Consider the following 12,319-nt stretch of genomic DNA (forward strand, 5'->3'; position numbering starts at 1 on the left):
GGCCGGTCTGGTCTTCACCGGCGAGCGGCTGGCGCCAGTGCTCTTTGCATTGGAGACCGCGAGAATGGCGCGTGCCCGGGCGCTCGAGAACTTTGCGCTCGCCGCGGCTTACAACGCCGTGGCGATCCCGGTGGCGATGGCCGGGTTGGTGACGCCCCTCATTGCAGCACTGGCGATGTCGGGCTCATCGGTTTCCGTGACGCTGAACGCGCTCAGGCAAGGGAGGGCGAAATGACGATCCTCGGTATCCTGATCCCGGCGTCGCTCGCGCTGGGCGGGCTGGGGCTCGCTGCATTCCTGTGGGCTTTGAAAACCAACCAGTTCGAGGATCTCGACGGCGACCAGGCGCGCGTGCTGTTCAACGAGAGGGACCGGCCGGACGAGTGACGCTGCCGGGCCGCGTGACCGAGACCCGCCGGCAGTCTGATACACCGGCGCCCGCGCCAGCCCGCCCGGAGCTTCAGCGCACCAGCCGGTAGTAATACTGGTATGGACCGGAGAACTTGCCGTTGGCACAGTACTCCCAGGTGCCGTTTGACGTGGTGCTAATGTCGCCGCCTGCCACCGCAGAGATGCCATAGACATTGGCGTTCGCGGTGAAGTTCAGGTTCCCGCCGGCAATCATCCTGAGGCCATAAACGTCGGGCCCGGCCGCCACATGCATGGAAGCGGACGAAAGCAGGAAGACCTGGCCGTTGCTGTCGTCACAAAAGCTCGAATCGCCGATCACCGCGCCGGACGGAAAATCAAAGGTGCTCTTTGAGAGTGGGTCGCTCCCGTTTCCCAAGGCGCTCGAGGCGATGACCGCGTTCTTAAGCTGAACGCCGGTGTCCGCGTGGATAGCGCAATCGGCAACGATGACGACATTCTGAATGAGATATGAGTTCGAAAGATTGACTTGGTTGTTCGCCGAAGGGCATTTCACATCATAAACATTATACGGCTGAAACTGAAAAGTTGAACTGTTCGCCTGAGCGGAGGTCAATGTTACGACGGTCGGTGCCGTTGTCGTTCCGTCGGTATTGGTTTGATACATGTAGCTTGGCATGATTGCAGAATCGCCGCTGGCGAACTGGGCGATATAGTTGTCGACCACCATGGCGTCGAAGGCCGGCATGGAGCCCTTCGTGATCACGCCCGGGTCGCACAGGCCGGTATTTTGCGTGCAGACATTCGGCCGCCCGTCGAACTGAGTTGGGTCGGGCTGGCTGAATGTCGTGTTGTCGCCGATCGTGTTGTTGTTCTGGATCTTGATCGAATAATTATGCCCCGGGTCCTCGACGGCATTCTGTGCGTGCACGCAGATGTTGTTGAATGAATTGTTGCCGGCGATCGTCACGGAGTTCTCGGCGCTCATGCCGTTCTCGGTCAGGCAGGTGTTGTTATACTTGACCGCGACCGCCTCGGTCTGGACGTTCCACCAGGCATTGGCGCCCCACAGCTGGATGATGCGCAGCATGTTCATGACCACCGGATTTTTGTTCGCCTGGTCCCGGCGGGTGACCACGTAGACGGCATTGTCCTTGTCGTTGGGACTGGCCGGATCGTAGGAGGGGTCCTCGGTAAACGTGTCGGTGCTGAAGTCCCAGATGCCGACGTGCACGTCGGACTTTTTGAGGACCTTGCCGAACAGGGTCGATGTCATGTTGTTGGCGGCATAGGCAAGCGCTTCGGCTTTCGGGTCGTCGCCGACCGTCCCGAGCGACATGACGCCGGCAAGCGCCGAGGAGTCAGCCGTGGACTGGAGCAGGATCTGGTTGCGGAAGGCATCCGTTCCGTCCACCGCCAGTCCGCCGATCCCGAGATAGAGGATAAACCAGACCAGCGACCAGATCGTGTAGCTGCCACGTTCGTCGTGCAGAAATTCACGAACTTTCCTGCTCAACATGGCGAAGTCTCCCTTCATACTGCGCGGCGCCGCAGCTCCGCCAGGCCAGGCGGATCACTATGGCAGCGGCCCGACAGGCTCGGCTCCCATCTCCGCATGGGCGTAAATTGCCTTGCCCAGGATCGGTTTAAACCAACTACCGAACACTGCGGCATCGGACACGCTGACCCAGATGGTTACGCTGTTGCAGCACAGCTTCGGATCTATCGTGTAGGTCCGTTGCCCCAGTAACAGATTCTCGGCGGCGTATTGCTGTGCTTGTGCTTGGGTGGTGATCTGACCGATCGACATCTTCCGCGCCAAGTCGCGAGCCACATTGTACATCTGTGAATATGTGAAATAGATCACCGCGGCATCGGTCATGAACAGGAAAAGGAAGATGAACAGCGGCACGAACACCGTGAACTCAATGGTCACAGCGCCCTGCTCTTCCCGGAGGAACCGAGTCACCTTACCCATCGGATGCACTCCTCGTCGCGCCCGACTCGTCACGGCAAAAGGAGCCCGCCGCGAATCGCGGATCGCTCCAAAGTATATCTTAAAACTTCGCTTACACGAATAAGTAGAGAGATTATTTCGTCCTAAATCTGAATGCGGGCGCGAACCGTGTCGCTTTTCAGGCACATACGGACCGAAGGCAACACCGCGGCAACGCGCCGCTCCCCGGGTCACGCGTCGCGGACCGCAAGGAACAAAATCAACCGCAGGTTGATCTGACGTATTTTCCCCTCCGCCTTCTTTCTGAAGCCTTCGAGTTGGGGGATTTGCGCACCCGATCACTCGCCACATCGACGCGCGGGCGAGACGAAAAGCGTGAACGACCTTCTGCTTGTGCATTGCCGCAGCACTCAATACTGGCTGCAGTCGGGCTTAGCAGGTGGGCTTGAGCCGCGGATCGTAACGCATCACCACCCGCGCGACGATGTCGCGACCCATGAGCGTGAGCGCCGCCCAACCGAAGATCGGCGTATCCTTCATGCGCAGCGTGATGACGACCTGGGCGCCTTTGACCGAATCGTTCCACGCCTGCACGAAATAATGGTCCGCCGCGTATTGAGGATCTCCATGGCTCAAGGCGTCGATGGCATATGTCTTGGCGTCGGCCGGGCACATGATGTCGCCGTCGCTCAATTGCCGCGCCGTGTCGCGCGCCACGTTCCACATCTCGGAGTGTATCTGGTACAAGGTCGTGGCGTCGATCGTAAGCAGCAGAACAGGAATAAGGATGGGAATCCACAACACGAACTCGATCGAGGCCGAGCCCCGCTCGTCACGGCGGAAACGGTCGATCCACAGCATCAAATCCCATCCCATCCTGCAAATGCACCACACGGCGCGGACGAACGAATCGCATTTCCCGTAAAAGTATAGAGCAAACAGATGGTTTACACTATTAAGTAGAGGGAAGATTTCGTGCGCTTTGTGAACTTTTCCGTGAACCCGATGGTTTTTCAACGCTTTCCGGGGGGCCCTGAACAGACAAGCGAGCGCGGAGACCCGCACTGGAGTGCCATGGAAAACAACCCCCGCTAGAATTGCACGCGAGTGACCCCATGCGGACCCGGCCTGCCTGATACCCTCAATACGCGAAAATTCCGTTCCTCCTTGCCATAGAGAAAAGTGTCGCGGGAACCTGCGCAAGTAATGGCCGGCGTCGACTGGATTTGCATTTCCCGTTGGTCTCCGACCCGCTCGGGCCGGTCGGGAATGAAATGGGTCCTGGCAGTGGGTCCGAATGTGATCCGGGCGCCCTCGGCACAGCATGCCTTTGCCCGGGTCAGCCGGTCGTCCGGCGGGGCCTCTCGATGAAACGGGCAAATGCCCCGAGGGTGTGGTCGGAGACATGGTGCTCGATGCCCTCGGCGTCCTGCTCGGCGGTGGCCTCGTCGATGCCGAGCGCGATCAGGAAAGCAACCACCAGGCGGTGCCTGTGGCGGCAGGCATCGGCGAGCGCCTGGCCCGCCGCAGTAAGAAAGACCGCCCGATAGGGGCGGCGCACCACCAGCCCCTCGCGCTGCAGGCGGGCGAGGGTCTTGGTCACCGTCGGCTGCTTCACGCCCATGCGCTCGGCGATCTCGACGGGCCTGGCCTCGCCGCTCTGCTCGATCAGTTCGGCGATCAGCTCGACATAATCTTCGTTGATTTCGCTGCGATGCGCCTCACGGGTGAGCTGAAAGGCATCGGCCTGATCCTCGGGCACGCGGGTCCCGGTCTCGCCGGACTCCGGCTGAGACGCGGGCTCGCCAGGTTTCTCGCGCTCCGATGACATTGGCGGCACCTTAGCGGACCCCGTCGGATTGACAAGCGCACGGCGCGGTCGCGGCTTGGCCACCGGTGACGGGCCGCGCGGTCGATGCGCCGTTGGGCCGGCGCCCTTGACGGGACAGCCGACACGACCAAGCTCTAGCGGGACGTCGCCGGAGTGATCATCGATGGACGGAAGCGAGCCGACGTTGGAGATCCGGGTCGAACCCGGGATCGACCGGATCAGCGCCGAGGAGTGGGACGCCTGCGCCTCGCCCGAGGCCATGGCCGGGGGCCGCGCCCGGTTTCCCTTTCTGACCTACCGGTTCCTGCACGCTTTGGAGGCGAGCGGCTCGGCGGTGGCGGCGCAGGGCTGGGCGCCGCATCACCTCCTCGCCCGCGTCGACGGGCGGGTCGTCGGAGCCATGCCGCTCTACCTCAAGGGCCACAGCCAGGGCGAGTACGTGTTCGACCATGCCTGGGCGCATGCCTGGGAGCGGGCCGGCGGGGACTATTATCCCAAGCTCCAGGCCGCCGTGCCCTTCACGCCCGCCACCGGGCCGCGCCTGCTGGCGCGCGAGGGCACCGGCATCGAGGCGGAGGCGATGCGCGCGGCGCTGGTCCGCGGCGCGATCGAGCTTGCCTCCGAGAACGGGCTGTCCTCGCTCCATATCACCTTTTGCACCGGCGAGGAGTGGGAGCTGGGCGGCCGGCTGGGACTGCTCCAGCGCACCGATCAGCAGTTCCACTGGGTGAACCAGGGCTACCGCGACTTCGAGACCTTCCTCGCGGCGCTGACCTCGCGCAAGCGCAAGCAGATCCGCAAGGAGCGCGCCCGGGCGGTCGCCGCGGGCATCGAGATCCACTGGCTCACGGGCGACGCGTTGCGCCCCGAGCACTGGGACGCCTTCTGGCGCTTCTACCAGGACACCGGGGCGCGCAAATGGGGCCGGCCCTATCTGACGCGGGACTTCTTCGACCTCCTGCACCAGACAATGCGCGAGGACGTGCTGCTTGTGATGTGCCGCCGCGAGGGGCGCTGGATCGCCGGGGCGCTCAACCTGATCGGGCGCGAGACGCTCTACGGGCGCTACTGGGGCTGCGTCGAGGACCACCCCTTCCTGCATTTCGAGACCTGCTATTACCAGGCCATCGACTTCGCCATCGCGCACGGGCTCGGCCGGGTCGAGGCCGGGGCGCAGGGCCCGCACAAGCTGGCCCGCGGCTATGAGCCGGTGACCACGCACTCGCTGCACTGGATCGCCGACCCGGGCTTTCGCAGGGCGGTGGCGGACTACCTCGAGCGCGAGCGCGCCGCGGTGGACGAGGAACAGGCCCTGCTGGCCGAGCTGGTGCCCTTCCGCAAGCAGGGCTGATCTCGCGATTTTGCCGGCCCCAAAGCCGTGTCCACGCGTGGACACGGTGTTAACCCATTGAAATCATTGAAACCGCGCCGTGAACGGCGATCATGGTTAACTTGGCGCCAGCGGTTGTGTCCATCCGCGTCAGATCTGGTCGAGCAGCACCTCGCCGACCGAGCAGGTCGCCTGGCCCGGCGACTCCTCGATGTTGAGCACCGCCAGCTCGCCGTCCTTCACCAGGGCCGAGAAGCGGCGGCAGCGCACGCCCAGCCCGCGCGCCGAGGCATCGAAGTCGAGCCCCATTGCGCGGGTCAGCTCGGCCGCGGAGTCGCCGATGACCCGGATCCCGGCCTTGTCCGCACCGGTCGCCCGGCGCCACTCGTTGAGCACGAAGGGGTCGTTGACCGAGATGCAGACGATCTCGTCGACGCCCTTGGCACGGAGCTGGTCGGCGCTGTCGACGAAGCTCGGCATGTGCGTCCGGTGACAGGTGGGCGTGAAGGCGCCCGGCACCCCGAACAGCGCCACCGTCCTGCCGGCGAAGAGGTCGCCGCTTTTGACCGCCTGCGGTCCCTGCTCGGTCAGCTCGAACAGCGTCGCCTCCGGCACGCGCTGGCCCACGGAAATCGTCATCTCGCTCTCCCCTTCCTTATCTCCTCAGCGCGGACCCATACGGATGGCGCCGTCGAGGCGGATCACCTGACCGTTCATATAGCCGGCCTCGGCGATGTAACAGGCCAGCGCCGCATATTCCTCCGGCTGGCCGAGGCGGACCGGGAAGGGAACTTGGCTGGCGAGGCTCTGCTGCACGTCGTCGGGCATCGCCGCCAGCATGGGCGTGGAGAAGATACCCGGCGCGATGGTGTTGACCCGAATGCCGTCGCGCGAGAGGTCGCGCGCCGCCGGCAGGGTCAGCGCCGCGATGCCGCCCTTCGAGGCGGCGTAGGCGCCCTGCCCGACCTGTCCCTCGAAGGCGGCGACCGAGCTGGTGTTGATGATCGCGCCCCGGCAACCATCCTCGTCCAGCGGCTCGGCCTCGCGCATGGCCTGGGCGGCCAGCGACATGACCCGCATGGAGCCGCCGAGGTTCACCGCGAGCACCTTCTCGAACAGGGCCATGTCGTGCGGCCCCTTGGAGCCGGCCGTCTTCATCGCCGGCGCGATCCCGGCGCAGCTGATCACGAGGCGGGCGACGCCGTGGGCGTCGGCCTCCTTGCCGAGCGCGGCCTTGACGCTAGCGTCGCTGGTGACGTCGGTCTCGATGAAGAGGGCGCCGATCTCGCCGGCCACCGCCTCGCCGCTCTCCCTTTGCAGGTCGAGGATGGCGACGGGGGCACCCCGGTCGCGGAAGGCGCGGGCACAGGCCTCGCCGAGACCGCTCGCCCCGCCGGTCACGATCGCGGGCGTTTGCTCTCCGATTTTCATGGGACACTTCCTCAGCCGGTGGTGAAGATCAGGATCTGTGTGTCGCCATATCGTCGGCGCTCGGCCAAGGTCAACCAGTCCGGCCCGGGCGCGGTCTCGTCTGCGGCGAGCTCCACCACGATCACGGCATCGGGCGCGATCCAGTCCCCCGCCCGCGCAGAGGCCAGCGCCGCGTCGCCGAGGCCCGAGCGGTAGGGCGGGTCGAGGAAGACCAGATCGAAGGGCTCGCCCCGGCACGGGCCGAGGCGCGTTGCGTCGCGGCGCCAGATCCTGGTCTGACCGGTCAGCCCCAGGGTCTCGACGTTCTCGCGGATCAGCGCTCGCGCGACGGCAAGGTCGTCGATGAACACTGCGCGCGCCGCGCCGCGCGAGAGCGCCTCCAGCCCCAGCGCGCCGGTGCCGGCGAAGAGGTCCAGCACGCGCCGGCTCTGCGGCAGCGGCGGCGTGCCGTAGTGGCTGTGCGCGAGATGGTTGAACAGCGCCTCGCGCACCCGGTCCGAGGTCGGCCTGAGATGCGCCTTGCCGCCGCCCGCGGCCCCCGGCGCGGCCAGGCGCCGGCCGCCGAGACGCCCTGCGACGATACGCATCAGAGCACGGCGTCGAGCGCCCGGATCAGCCGGTCCACCTCCTCGGGCGAGGTGTAGTGCACGAAGGAGACCCTCAGCACCCCGTGCTCCGGGTCGATGCCCAGCGCCTCGACCAGCCGGTTGGCATAGAAGCTGCCGCCGCCGGCCATGATGCGGTGCTCGGCCAGCTCGCGGGCGAGCTCCTCGCCCGGCCGGGCGTGGACGATGGCAAGGGTCGGCGTGCGCGCCGCGGCCTCGTCCGGCCCGAGCAGGCGCACGTCGTTGCGCCCGCGCAGGTAGTCGAGCAACGGGCGCATCAGGGCGACCTCCTGGCCCCGCATCAGATCGTGCACCCGCCGCGCCCGGCCATCCGCCGCCAGGTTGGTGGTGAAGTGGTGGGCATAGAGCGCGTCGATATAGTCGGCCACCCCCGCCATCGCCGCGACCTGGGCGTGGTCGGGCCCGGCCGGGGTGAGGCGCTTGCGAATGTCGCCGGCGTTGAAAGAGTGGCCCTGGTTCTCGGCCCGCTCGGCCAGCGCGCGGCGCACCGCCATCACGCCCTGGTGCGGCCCGTAGGTCTTGTAGCTGGAGAAGAGGTAGGCATCGACGCCCAGCTCCTCGATGTCGGGCAGGCCGTGGGGCGCGTAGGAGACGCCGTCGACCACGCTGATCGCCCCGGCGGCGCGGGCCTTGGCGGCGATTTCGGCCACCGGGTTGATCTCGCCGACGATGTTCGAGGCGTGCGGGAAGGCGACGAGCCGGGTGCGCTCGCTGAGCAGTGCATCGAGGTCCGCCGGGTCGAGGTGGCCGGTCTCGCGGTCCACCTGCCATTCGCGCACGACGATGCCGGTCTCGGCCAGCCGGCGCCAGGCGCCGGAGTTGGCCTCGTGGTCCTGGTTGGTGACGAGGATCTCGTCGCCCTCGGACCACAGCGGGCGCAGGGCGCGCGCCAGCACATAGGTGTTCTGGCTGGTCGAGGGGCCGAAATGCACCTCGTCGTCACCGACATTGAGGCAGGTCGCGAGCCTGAGATAGGCCTCGTCCATCAGCGCGCCGGCGCGGCGCGAGGCGGGATAGGGTGCGTAGGGCTGGACCTTGGTGCGGGTGTAGAACTCGGTCAGGCGGCGGACCACCTGCGTGCAGGGATAGGAGCCGCCGGCGTTCTCGAAGAAGGCCCAGCCTTCGAGCGTCGGCTCGGAGAAGGCCGGGAACAGGCTGCGCGCGAAGGCAAGGTCGAGCTCGGTCATGGCATGCCCCGGCCGCTGTTCGGGCGATGGGTGGAGCGCCGCGCAAGGCTAGCCCAGGAATGCGGCCCGGGGAAGGCGGCTCAGGCGTTGGGATCGACGACCACGCGGCCCTTGACCTGACCCTTGAGAATGGCGCGGCCCAACTCGGGCAGGTCCTCGAGCGTGGCGGTGGAGACCATCGCCTCGAGCGTTTCCATCGGAATCTCGCGGGCGATGCGCTGCCAGGCGCTGATGCGCCGGTCGCGCGGCTGCATGACCGAGTCGATGCCGAGCAGGTTGACGCCCCTGAGGATGAACGGGATCACGGTCGTGGGCAGCTTCGGCCCGCCGGCCAGGCCCACGGAGGCGACCGAGCAGCCGTATTTCATCTGCGTCAGGACATGCGCCAGCATCGGGCCGCCGACCGCGTCGACGCAGCCCGCCCAGGTCTCGGACTCGAGCGGCTTGGACGGGGCGTCGGCGAGCTCCTCGCGCGCCACGATGCGCGAGGCGCCGAGCGAGGTCAGATAGTCGGCCGTCTCCGGGCGCCCGGTCACGGCGGCGACCTCGTAGCCGAGATTGGCAAGGATCGCGGTCGCCACCGAGCCGACACCGCCTGACGCGCCCGTGACCAGCACCGGCCCGACATCGGACGCCAGGCCGTGGTCCTCGAGCGCAAGCACCGCCAGCATCGCGGTCAGCCCGGCGGTGCCGACCGCCATGGCCTGGCGCGTCGTCAGCCCGTCGGGCAGCGGCACCAGCCATTCGCTCTTCACGCGCGCCTTCTGGGCATAGCCGCCCCACCAGACCTCGCCGACGCGCCAGCCGGTCAGGATGACCTTGTCGCCCGCCTGCCAGTCATCGCTGTCGGAGCGCTCGACGGTGCCGGCGAAGTCGATGCCCGGCACATGCGGGTAGCTGCGCACGAGGCCGCCGCCTCCGGTCAGGCACAGCCCGTCCTTGTAGTTCAGCGTCGAATGCTCCACCGCCACCGTGACGTCCGCTTCGGGCAGCCGGTCCTCGCCGATGCGATCGACGGACTGGGTGATGTTGCCGTCCTTGTCCTTCTCGACGATCAGCGCCCTGAAGCTCATGGAGTCCTCCGCTTGTCCGATTTCATCCCAACCGCCCCGGCAAAGCGGAACCTGTCGGACAATGAAACGTCTGGCAAGCCTGTGCAAGTCGTCGTGCCGCTTTGCAAACGTCCGGCCCCTTGCTAAGAAGCGCCGACTCCGAGGGAGCGCCTGGGGGACCGCGGGACAGCATGAAGACCGAGCGCAGCATGAGGCTCATCGCCGGAAACTCGAACCGATCCCTGGCCGAGGCCATCGCCCGGCGCATCTCGGTCTACCGGGGCGACAAGATCGCGCTCGCCGACGCGCGGGTCGAGCGGTTCAACGACAAGGAGATCTTCGTCGAGATCTACGACAACGTGCGCGGCGAGGACGTCTTCATCCTCCAGTCGACCTCGAACCCGGCCAACGACAACCTGATGGAGCTGCTGATCATCACGGACGCGCTGCGCCGTGCCTCGGCCCGGCGCATCACCGCTGTGATGCCCTATTTCGGCTATGCGCGGCAGGACCGCAAGACCGCGGCGCGCACGCCGGTCTCGGCGAAGCTGGTGGCCAACCTGATCACCGTGGCCGGCCTCAACCGGGTGCTGACCATGGACCTGCATGCCGGGCAGATCCAGGGGTTCTTCGACATTCCGACCGACAACCTCTACGCCGCGCCGGTCTTCGCGCTCGATATCAAGCACCAGCTGGGCAAGCGCGAAGACCTCACCGTCGTCTCGCCCGATGTCGGCGGCGTGGTGCGCGCGCGCGATCTCGCCAAGCGCATCGGCGCCGATCTCGCGGTCGTCGACAAGCGCCGGGTGCGGCCGGGCGAGATCGCCAGCATGACGGTGATCGGCGACGTCCAGGGCCGCACCTGCGTCATGGTCGACGACATCTGCGATACCGCCGGCACGCTATGCAAGGCGGCCGAGCTTCTGAAGGAGCAGGGCGCGCGCGAGGTGCATGCCTATATCAGCCACGGCGTGCTGAGCGGCCCCGCGGTCGAGCGCATCGCCGGCTCGGTGCTGGAGCGCCTGGTGATCACCGATTCGATCGAGCCGACCGAGGCGGTCAAGGCGGCGAAGAACATCCGCGTGGTCTCGGTGGCGCCGCTGTTCGCGCAGGCGGTGCTCAATGTGGGCAATGACACCTCGGTCTCGTCGCTGTTCCACGAGGACACGCTGGCGCCGATCTACGAGGCCTTCTACCGGGTGGAATGAGGCGCGCGAGCGGCAGCCCGCGCAACTGCGGGCTTGCCCCGGCTGCCGGCATTCAGTATAGGAGCGCCGAGTTTTCCCGATGCGCCGACTCCGCGTGCGGGGCCATGCGGCCCGGCCGGTGCCGGCAGAGACGACAGGCGGTTCGGCGATATATCCGCTGGCCGTGGAGGAGCCGAGAGATGAAGGCCGACATTCACCCGGATTACCACGTGATCAACGTGAAGATGACCGACGGCACCGAGGTGCAGATGCGCTCGGCCTGGGGGGCCGAGGGCGAGACGCTGCAGCTGGAGGTCGACCCCAGCTCGCATCCGGCATGGACCGGCGGCAGCCAGCGCCTGATGGACACGGGCGGCCGGGTGTCGCGGTTCAAGAAGAAGTTCGAAGGTTTCGGTTTCTGATTCCGGGCCGGATTGGCATAATGAGTGTGAGCGCGCCCCGCGCCGGGCGCGCTTTTCGTTCCTGCGTGGGGAGCTCTTCGAGCGATGGACGCCCGCCCCGGCCCTGACTCCGCACATGTGATCGTGCTGGGCAACGAGAAAGGCGGCTCGGGCAAGTCCACCACGGCCATGCAGATCTTCGTCGCCCTGGCCCGCGCCGGGCACCGGGTCGGGGCGCTCGACCTCGACCCCCGCCAGCAGAGTTTCTTCCGCTATCTCGACAACCGCGAGGCGCATGGCCAGCGCATCGGCGCCACCCTGCGCATGCCGCAGCGGGTGCGCATCCAGCCAAGTCAGGCGCCGCTGCGCGAGGAGGCCGCCGAGGCCGACCGGGCCCGGCTGGGCGAGGCGCTCGCCGAGCTGTCGGCCGAGTGCACCTTCATCGTCATCGACACGCCAGGCGCGGTGACGCCGCTGTCCGAGGCCGCCCACGCGGCGGCGGATACGCTGATCACGCCGATCAACGACAGCCTGGTCGATTTCGACCTGCTGGGCCGGGTCGATCCGGTGTCGGGCAAGGTGACCGGTCCCTCGATCTACTCCGAGATGGTCTGGAAGGCCCGCCAGCGCCGCGCGGCGCAAGGACGCCTGCCGCTGGACTGGGTCGTGCTCAGGAACCGCCTGTCGACCCTGGATTCGCGCAACCGGCGGCGGGTCGGCAAGGTCATGGCGGACCTGGCGCGCCGCATCGGCTTCCGCATCGTGCCGGGGCTCTCCGAGCGGGTGATCTTCCGCGAGCTGTTCCTCAACGGGCTGACGCTTCTGGACCTGCGGCAGGACGGGCCGGTGGCGCTGACCATGAGCCACGTGGCGGCGCGGCAGGAGGTTCGGGAAATGATCAAGGCGCTCGATCTGCCGGGCGTCGAACCGGTCGCCTAGAGCCGCGAG

Annotated in this window: 14 protein-coding genes and 1 pseudogene; 6 read left to right on the top strand and 9 right to left on the bottom strand. The window is 66.8% G+C overall.

The window, feature by feature from the left end; translation table 11 throughout:
* Together AC32QD_RS02020 and ccoS are read left to right on the top strand one after the other, a co-directional pair.
* Positions 1–235: pseudogene (locus tag AC32QD_RS02020) on the top strand (ATPase); the annotation flags it as partial.
* Positions 232–387 carry a cbb3-type cytochrome oxidase assembly protein CcoS gene (ccoS, locus tag AC32QD_RS02025; RefSeq protein ID WP_492008807.1) on the top strand — a complete coding sequence of 52 codons (156 nt, stop codon included), beginning with the start codon at positions 232–234 and terminating at the stop codon, positions 385–387. The pseudogene AC32QD_RS02020 and the gene ccoS, both read left to right, overlap by 4 nt.
* A gap of 73 nt (positions 388–460) precedes the next feature.
* Here the strand turns inward: ccoS and AC32QD_RS02030 are convergent, their stop codons facing one another.
* From AC32QD_RS02030 to mntR, 4 genes are all read right to left on the bottom strand, one after another.
* Complete coding sequence (locus AC32QD_RS02030) at positions 461–1,888, bottom strand: TadE/TadG family type IV pilus assembly protein (protein ID WP_492008808.1); 1,428 nt, start codon at positions 1,886–1,888, stop codon at positions 461–463.
* A 57-nt stretch (positions 1,889–1,945) separates the two neighbouring features.
* Positions 1,946–2,347, bottom strand: a complete 402-nt coding sequence (locus tag AC32QD_RS02035; protein ID WP_492008809.1) for a TadE/TadG family type IV pilus assembly protein — start codon at positions 2,345–2,347, stop codon at positions 1,946–1,948.
* Positions 2,348–2,758: 411 nt separating this feature from the next.
* On the bottom strand, positions 2,759–3,187 hold the full coding sequence (locus AC32QD_RS02040) for a TadE/TadG family type IV pilus assembly protein (protein ID WP_492008810.1): 429 nt from the start codon (positions 3,185–3,187) through the stop codon (positions 2,759–2,761).
* 478 nt (positions 3,188–3,665) lie between these two features.
* Positions 3,666–4,157 carry a manganese-binding transcriptional regulator MntR gene (gene mntR, locus AC32QD_RS02045; protein ID WP_492008811.1) on the bottom strand — a complete coding sequence of 164 codons (492 nt, stop codon included), beginning with the start codon at positions 4,155–4,157 and terminating at the stop codon, positions 3,666–3,668.
* A gap of 163 nt (positions 4,158–4,320) precedes the next feature.
* Between mntR and AC32QD_RS02050 the strand changes: the two genes are divergently transcribed.
* Positions 4,321–5,508, top strand: a complete 1,188-nt coding sequence (locus AC32QD_RS02050; protein WP_492008812.1) for a GNAT family N-acetyltransferase — start codon at positions 4,321–4,323, stop codon at positions 5,506–5,508.
* A gap of 129 nt (positions 5,509–5,637) precedes the next feature.
* Here the strand turns inward: AC32QD_RS02050 and AC32QD_RS02055 are convergent, their stop codons facing one another.
* The 5 genes from AC32QD_RS02055 to AC32QD_RS02075 form a co-directional block, all read right to left on the bottom strand.
* Positions 5,638–6,126 carry a peroxiredoxin gene (locus AC32QD_RS02055; protein ID WP_492008813.1) on the bottom strand — a complete coding sequence of 163 codons (489 nt, stop codon included), beginning with the start codon at positions 6,124–6,126 and terminating at the stop codon, positions 5,638–5,640.
* A gap of 24 nt (positions 6,127–6,150) precedes the next feature.
* Complete coding sequence (locus AC32QD_RS02060; RefSeq protein WP_492008814.1) at positions 6,151–6,918, bottom strand: SDR family oxidoreductase; 768 nt, start codon at positions 6,916–6,918, stop codon at positions 6,151–6,153.
* Between the two features lie 11 nt (positions 6,919–6,929).
* The gene (gene rsmD, locus AC32QD_RS02065; RefSeq protein WP_492008815.1) at positions 6,930–7,505 is read right to left on the bottom strand and encodes a 16S rRNA (guanine(966)-N(2))-methyltransferase RsmD; all 576 of its coding nucleotides are present in this window, start codon (positions 7,503–7,505) and stop codon (positions 6,930–6,932) included.
* Positions 7,505–8,731 (bottom strand): aminotransferase class V-fold PLP-dependent enzyme, encoded by a 1,227-nt coding sequence (locus AC32QD_RS02070; protein ID WP_492008816.1) that lies wholly within the window; start codon positions 8,729–8,731, stop codon positions 7,505–7,507. Before AC32QD_RS02070 ends, rsmD begins: the two co-directional genes overlap by 1 nt.
* An 80-nt stretch (positions 8,732–8,811) precedes the next feature.
* Positions 8,812–9,804: an MDR family oxidoreductase gene (locus tag AC32QD_RS02075; protein ID WP_492008817.1), complete on the bottom strand. Its 993-nt coding sequence runs from the start codon at positions 9,802–9,804 to the stop codon at positions 8,812–8,814.
* A 188-nt stretch (positions 9,805–9,992) separates the two neighbouring features.
* Here AC32QD_RS02075 and AC32QD_RS02080 point away from each other — a divergent pair, with 188 nt between their 5' ends.
* From AC32QD_RS02080 to AC32QD_RS02090, 3 genes are all read left to right on the top strand, one after another.
* The gene (locus tag AC32QD_RS02080) at positions 9,993–10,991 is read left to right on the top strand and encodes a ribose-phosphate pyrophosphokinase (RefSeq protein WP_492008818.1); all 999 of its coding nucleotides are present in this window, start codon (positions 9,993–9,995) and stop codon (positions 10,989–10,991) included.
* A gap of 179 nt (positions 10,992–11,170) precedes the next feature.
* Positions 11,171–11,392: a 50S ribosomal protein L31 gene (gene rpmE / locus AC32QD_RS02085; RefSeq protein ID WP_492008819.1), complete on the top strand. Its 222-nt coding sequence runs from the start codon at positions 11,171–11,173 to the stop codon at positions 11,390–11,392.
* An 84-nt stretch (positions 11,393–11,476) separates the two neighbouring features.
* A complete protein-coding gene (locus AC32QD_RS02090) occupies positions 11,477–12,310 on the top strand; it encodes a division plane positioning ATPase MipZ (protein ID WP_492008820.1) in 834 nt (277 codons plus the stop codon).
* Positions 12,311–12,319: the final 9 nt, after the last annotated feature.

This window comes from Thermohalobaculum sp. (assembly GCF_058622915.1).

Excerpts from the sequence above, each read along its gene's own strand:
- ccoS (WP_492008807.1), top strand. The coding sequence starts at position 232 with ATGACGATCCTCGGTATCCTGATCCCGGCGTCGCTCGCGCTGGGCGGG.
- AC32QD_RS02030 (WP_492008808.1), bottom strand. The coding sequence starts at position 1,888 with ATGTTGAGCAGGAAAGTTCGTGAATTTCTGCACGACGAACGTGGCAGC.
- AC32QD_RS02035 (WP_492008809.1), bottom strand. The coding sequence starts at position 2,347 with ATGGGTAAGGTGACTCGGTTCCTCCGGGAAGAGCAGGGCGCTGTGACC.
- AC32QD_RS02040 (WP_492008810.1), bottom strand. The coding sequence starts at position 3,187 with ATGCTGTGGATCGACCGTTTCCGCCGTGACGAGCGGGGCTCGGCCTCG.
- mntR (WP_492008811.1), bottom strand. The coding sequence starts at position 4,157 with ATGTCATCGGAGCGCGAGAAACCTGGCGAGCCCGCGTCTCAGCCGGAG.
- AC32QD_RS02050 (WP_492008812.1), top strand. The coding sequence starts at position 4,321 with ATGGACGGAAGCGAGCCGACGTTGGAGATCCGGGTCGAACCCGGGATC.
- AC32QD_RS02055 (WP_492008813.1), bottom strand. The coding sequence starts at position 6,126 with ATGACGATTTCCGTGGGCCAGCGCGTGCCGGAGGCGACGCTGTTCGAG.
- AC32QD_RS02060 (WP_492008814.1), bottom strand. The coding sequence starts at position 6,918 with ATGAAAATCGGAGAGCAAACGCCCGCGATCGTGACCGGCGGGGCGAGC.
- rsmD (WP_492008815.1), bottom strand. The coding sequence starts at position 7,505 with ATGCGTATCGTCGCAGGGCGTCTCGGCGGCCGGCGCCTGGCCGCGCCG.
- AC32QD_RS02070 (WP_492008816.1), bottom strand. The coding sequence starts at position 8,731 with ATGACCGAGCTCGACCTTGCCTTCGCGCGCAGCCTGTTCCCGGCCTTC.
- AC32QD_RS02075 (WP_492008817.1), bottom strand. The coding sequence starts at position 9,804 with ATGAGCTTCAGGGCGCTGATCGTCGAGAAGGACAAGGACGGCAACATC.
- AC32QD_RS02080 (WP_492008818.1), top strand. The coding sequence starts at position 9,993 with ATGAGGCTCATCGCCGGAAACTCGAACCGATCCCTGGCCGAGGCCATC.
- rpmE (WP_492008819.1), top strand. The coding sequence starts at position 11,171 with ATGAAGGCCGACATTCACCCGGATTACCACGTGATCAACGTGAAGATG.
- AC32QD_RS02090 (WP_492008820.1), top strand. The coding sequence starts at position 11,477 with ATGGACGCCCGCCCCGGCCCTGACTCCGCACATGTGATCGTGCTGGGC.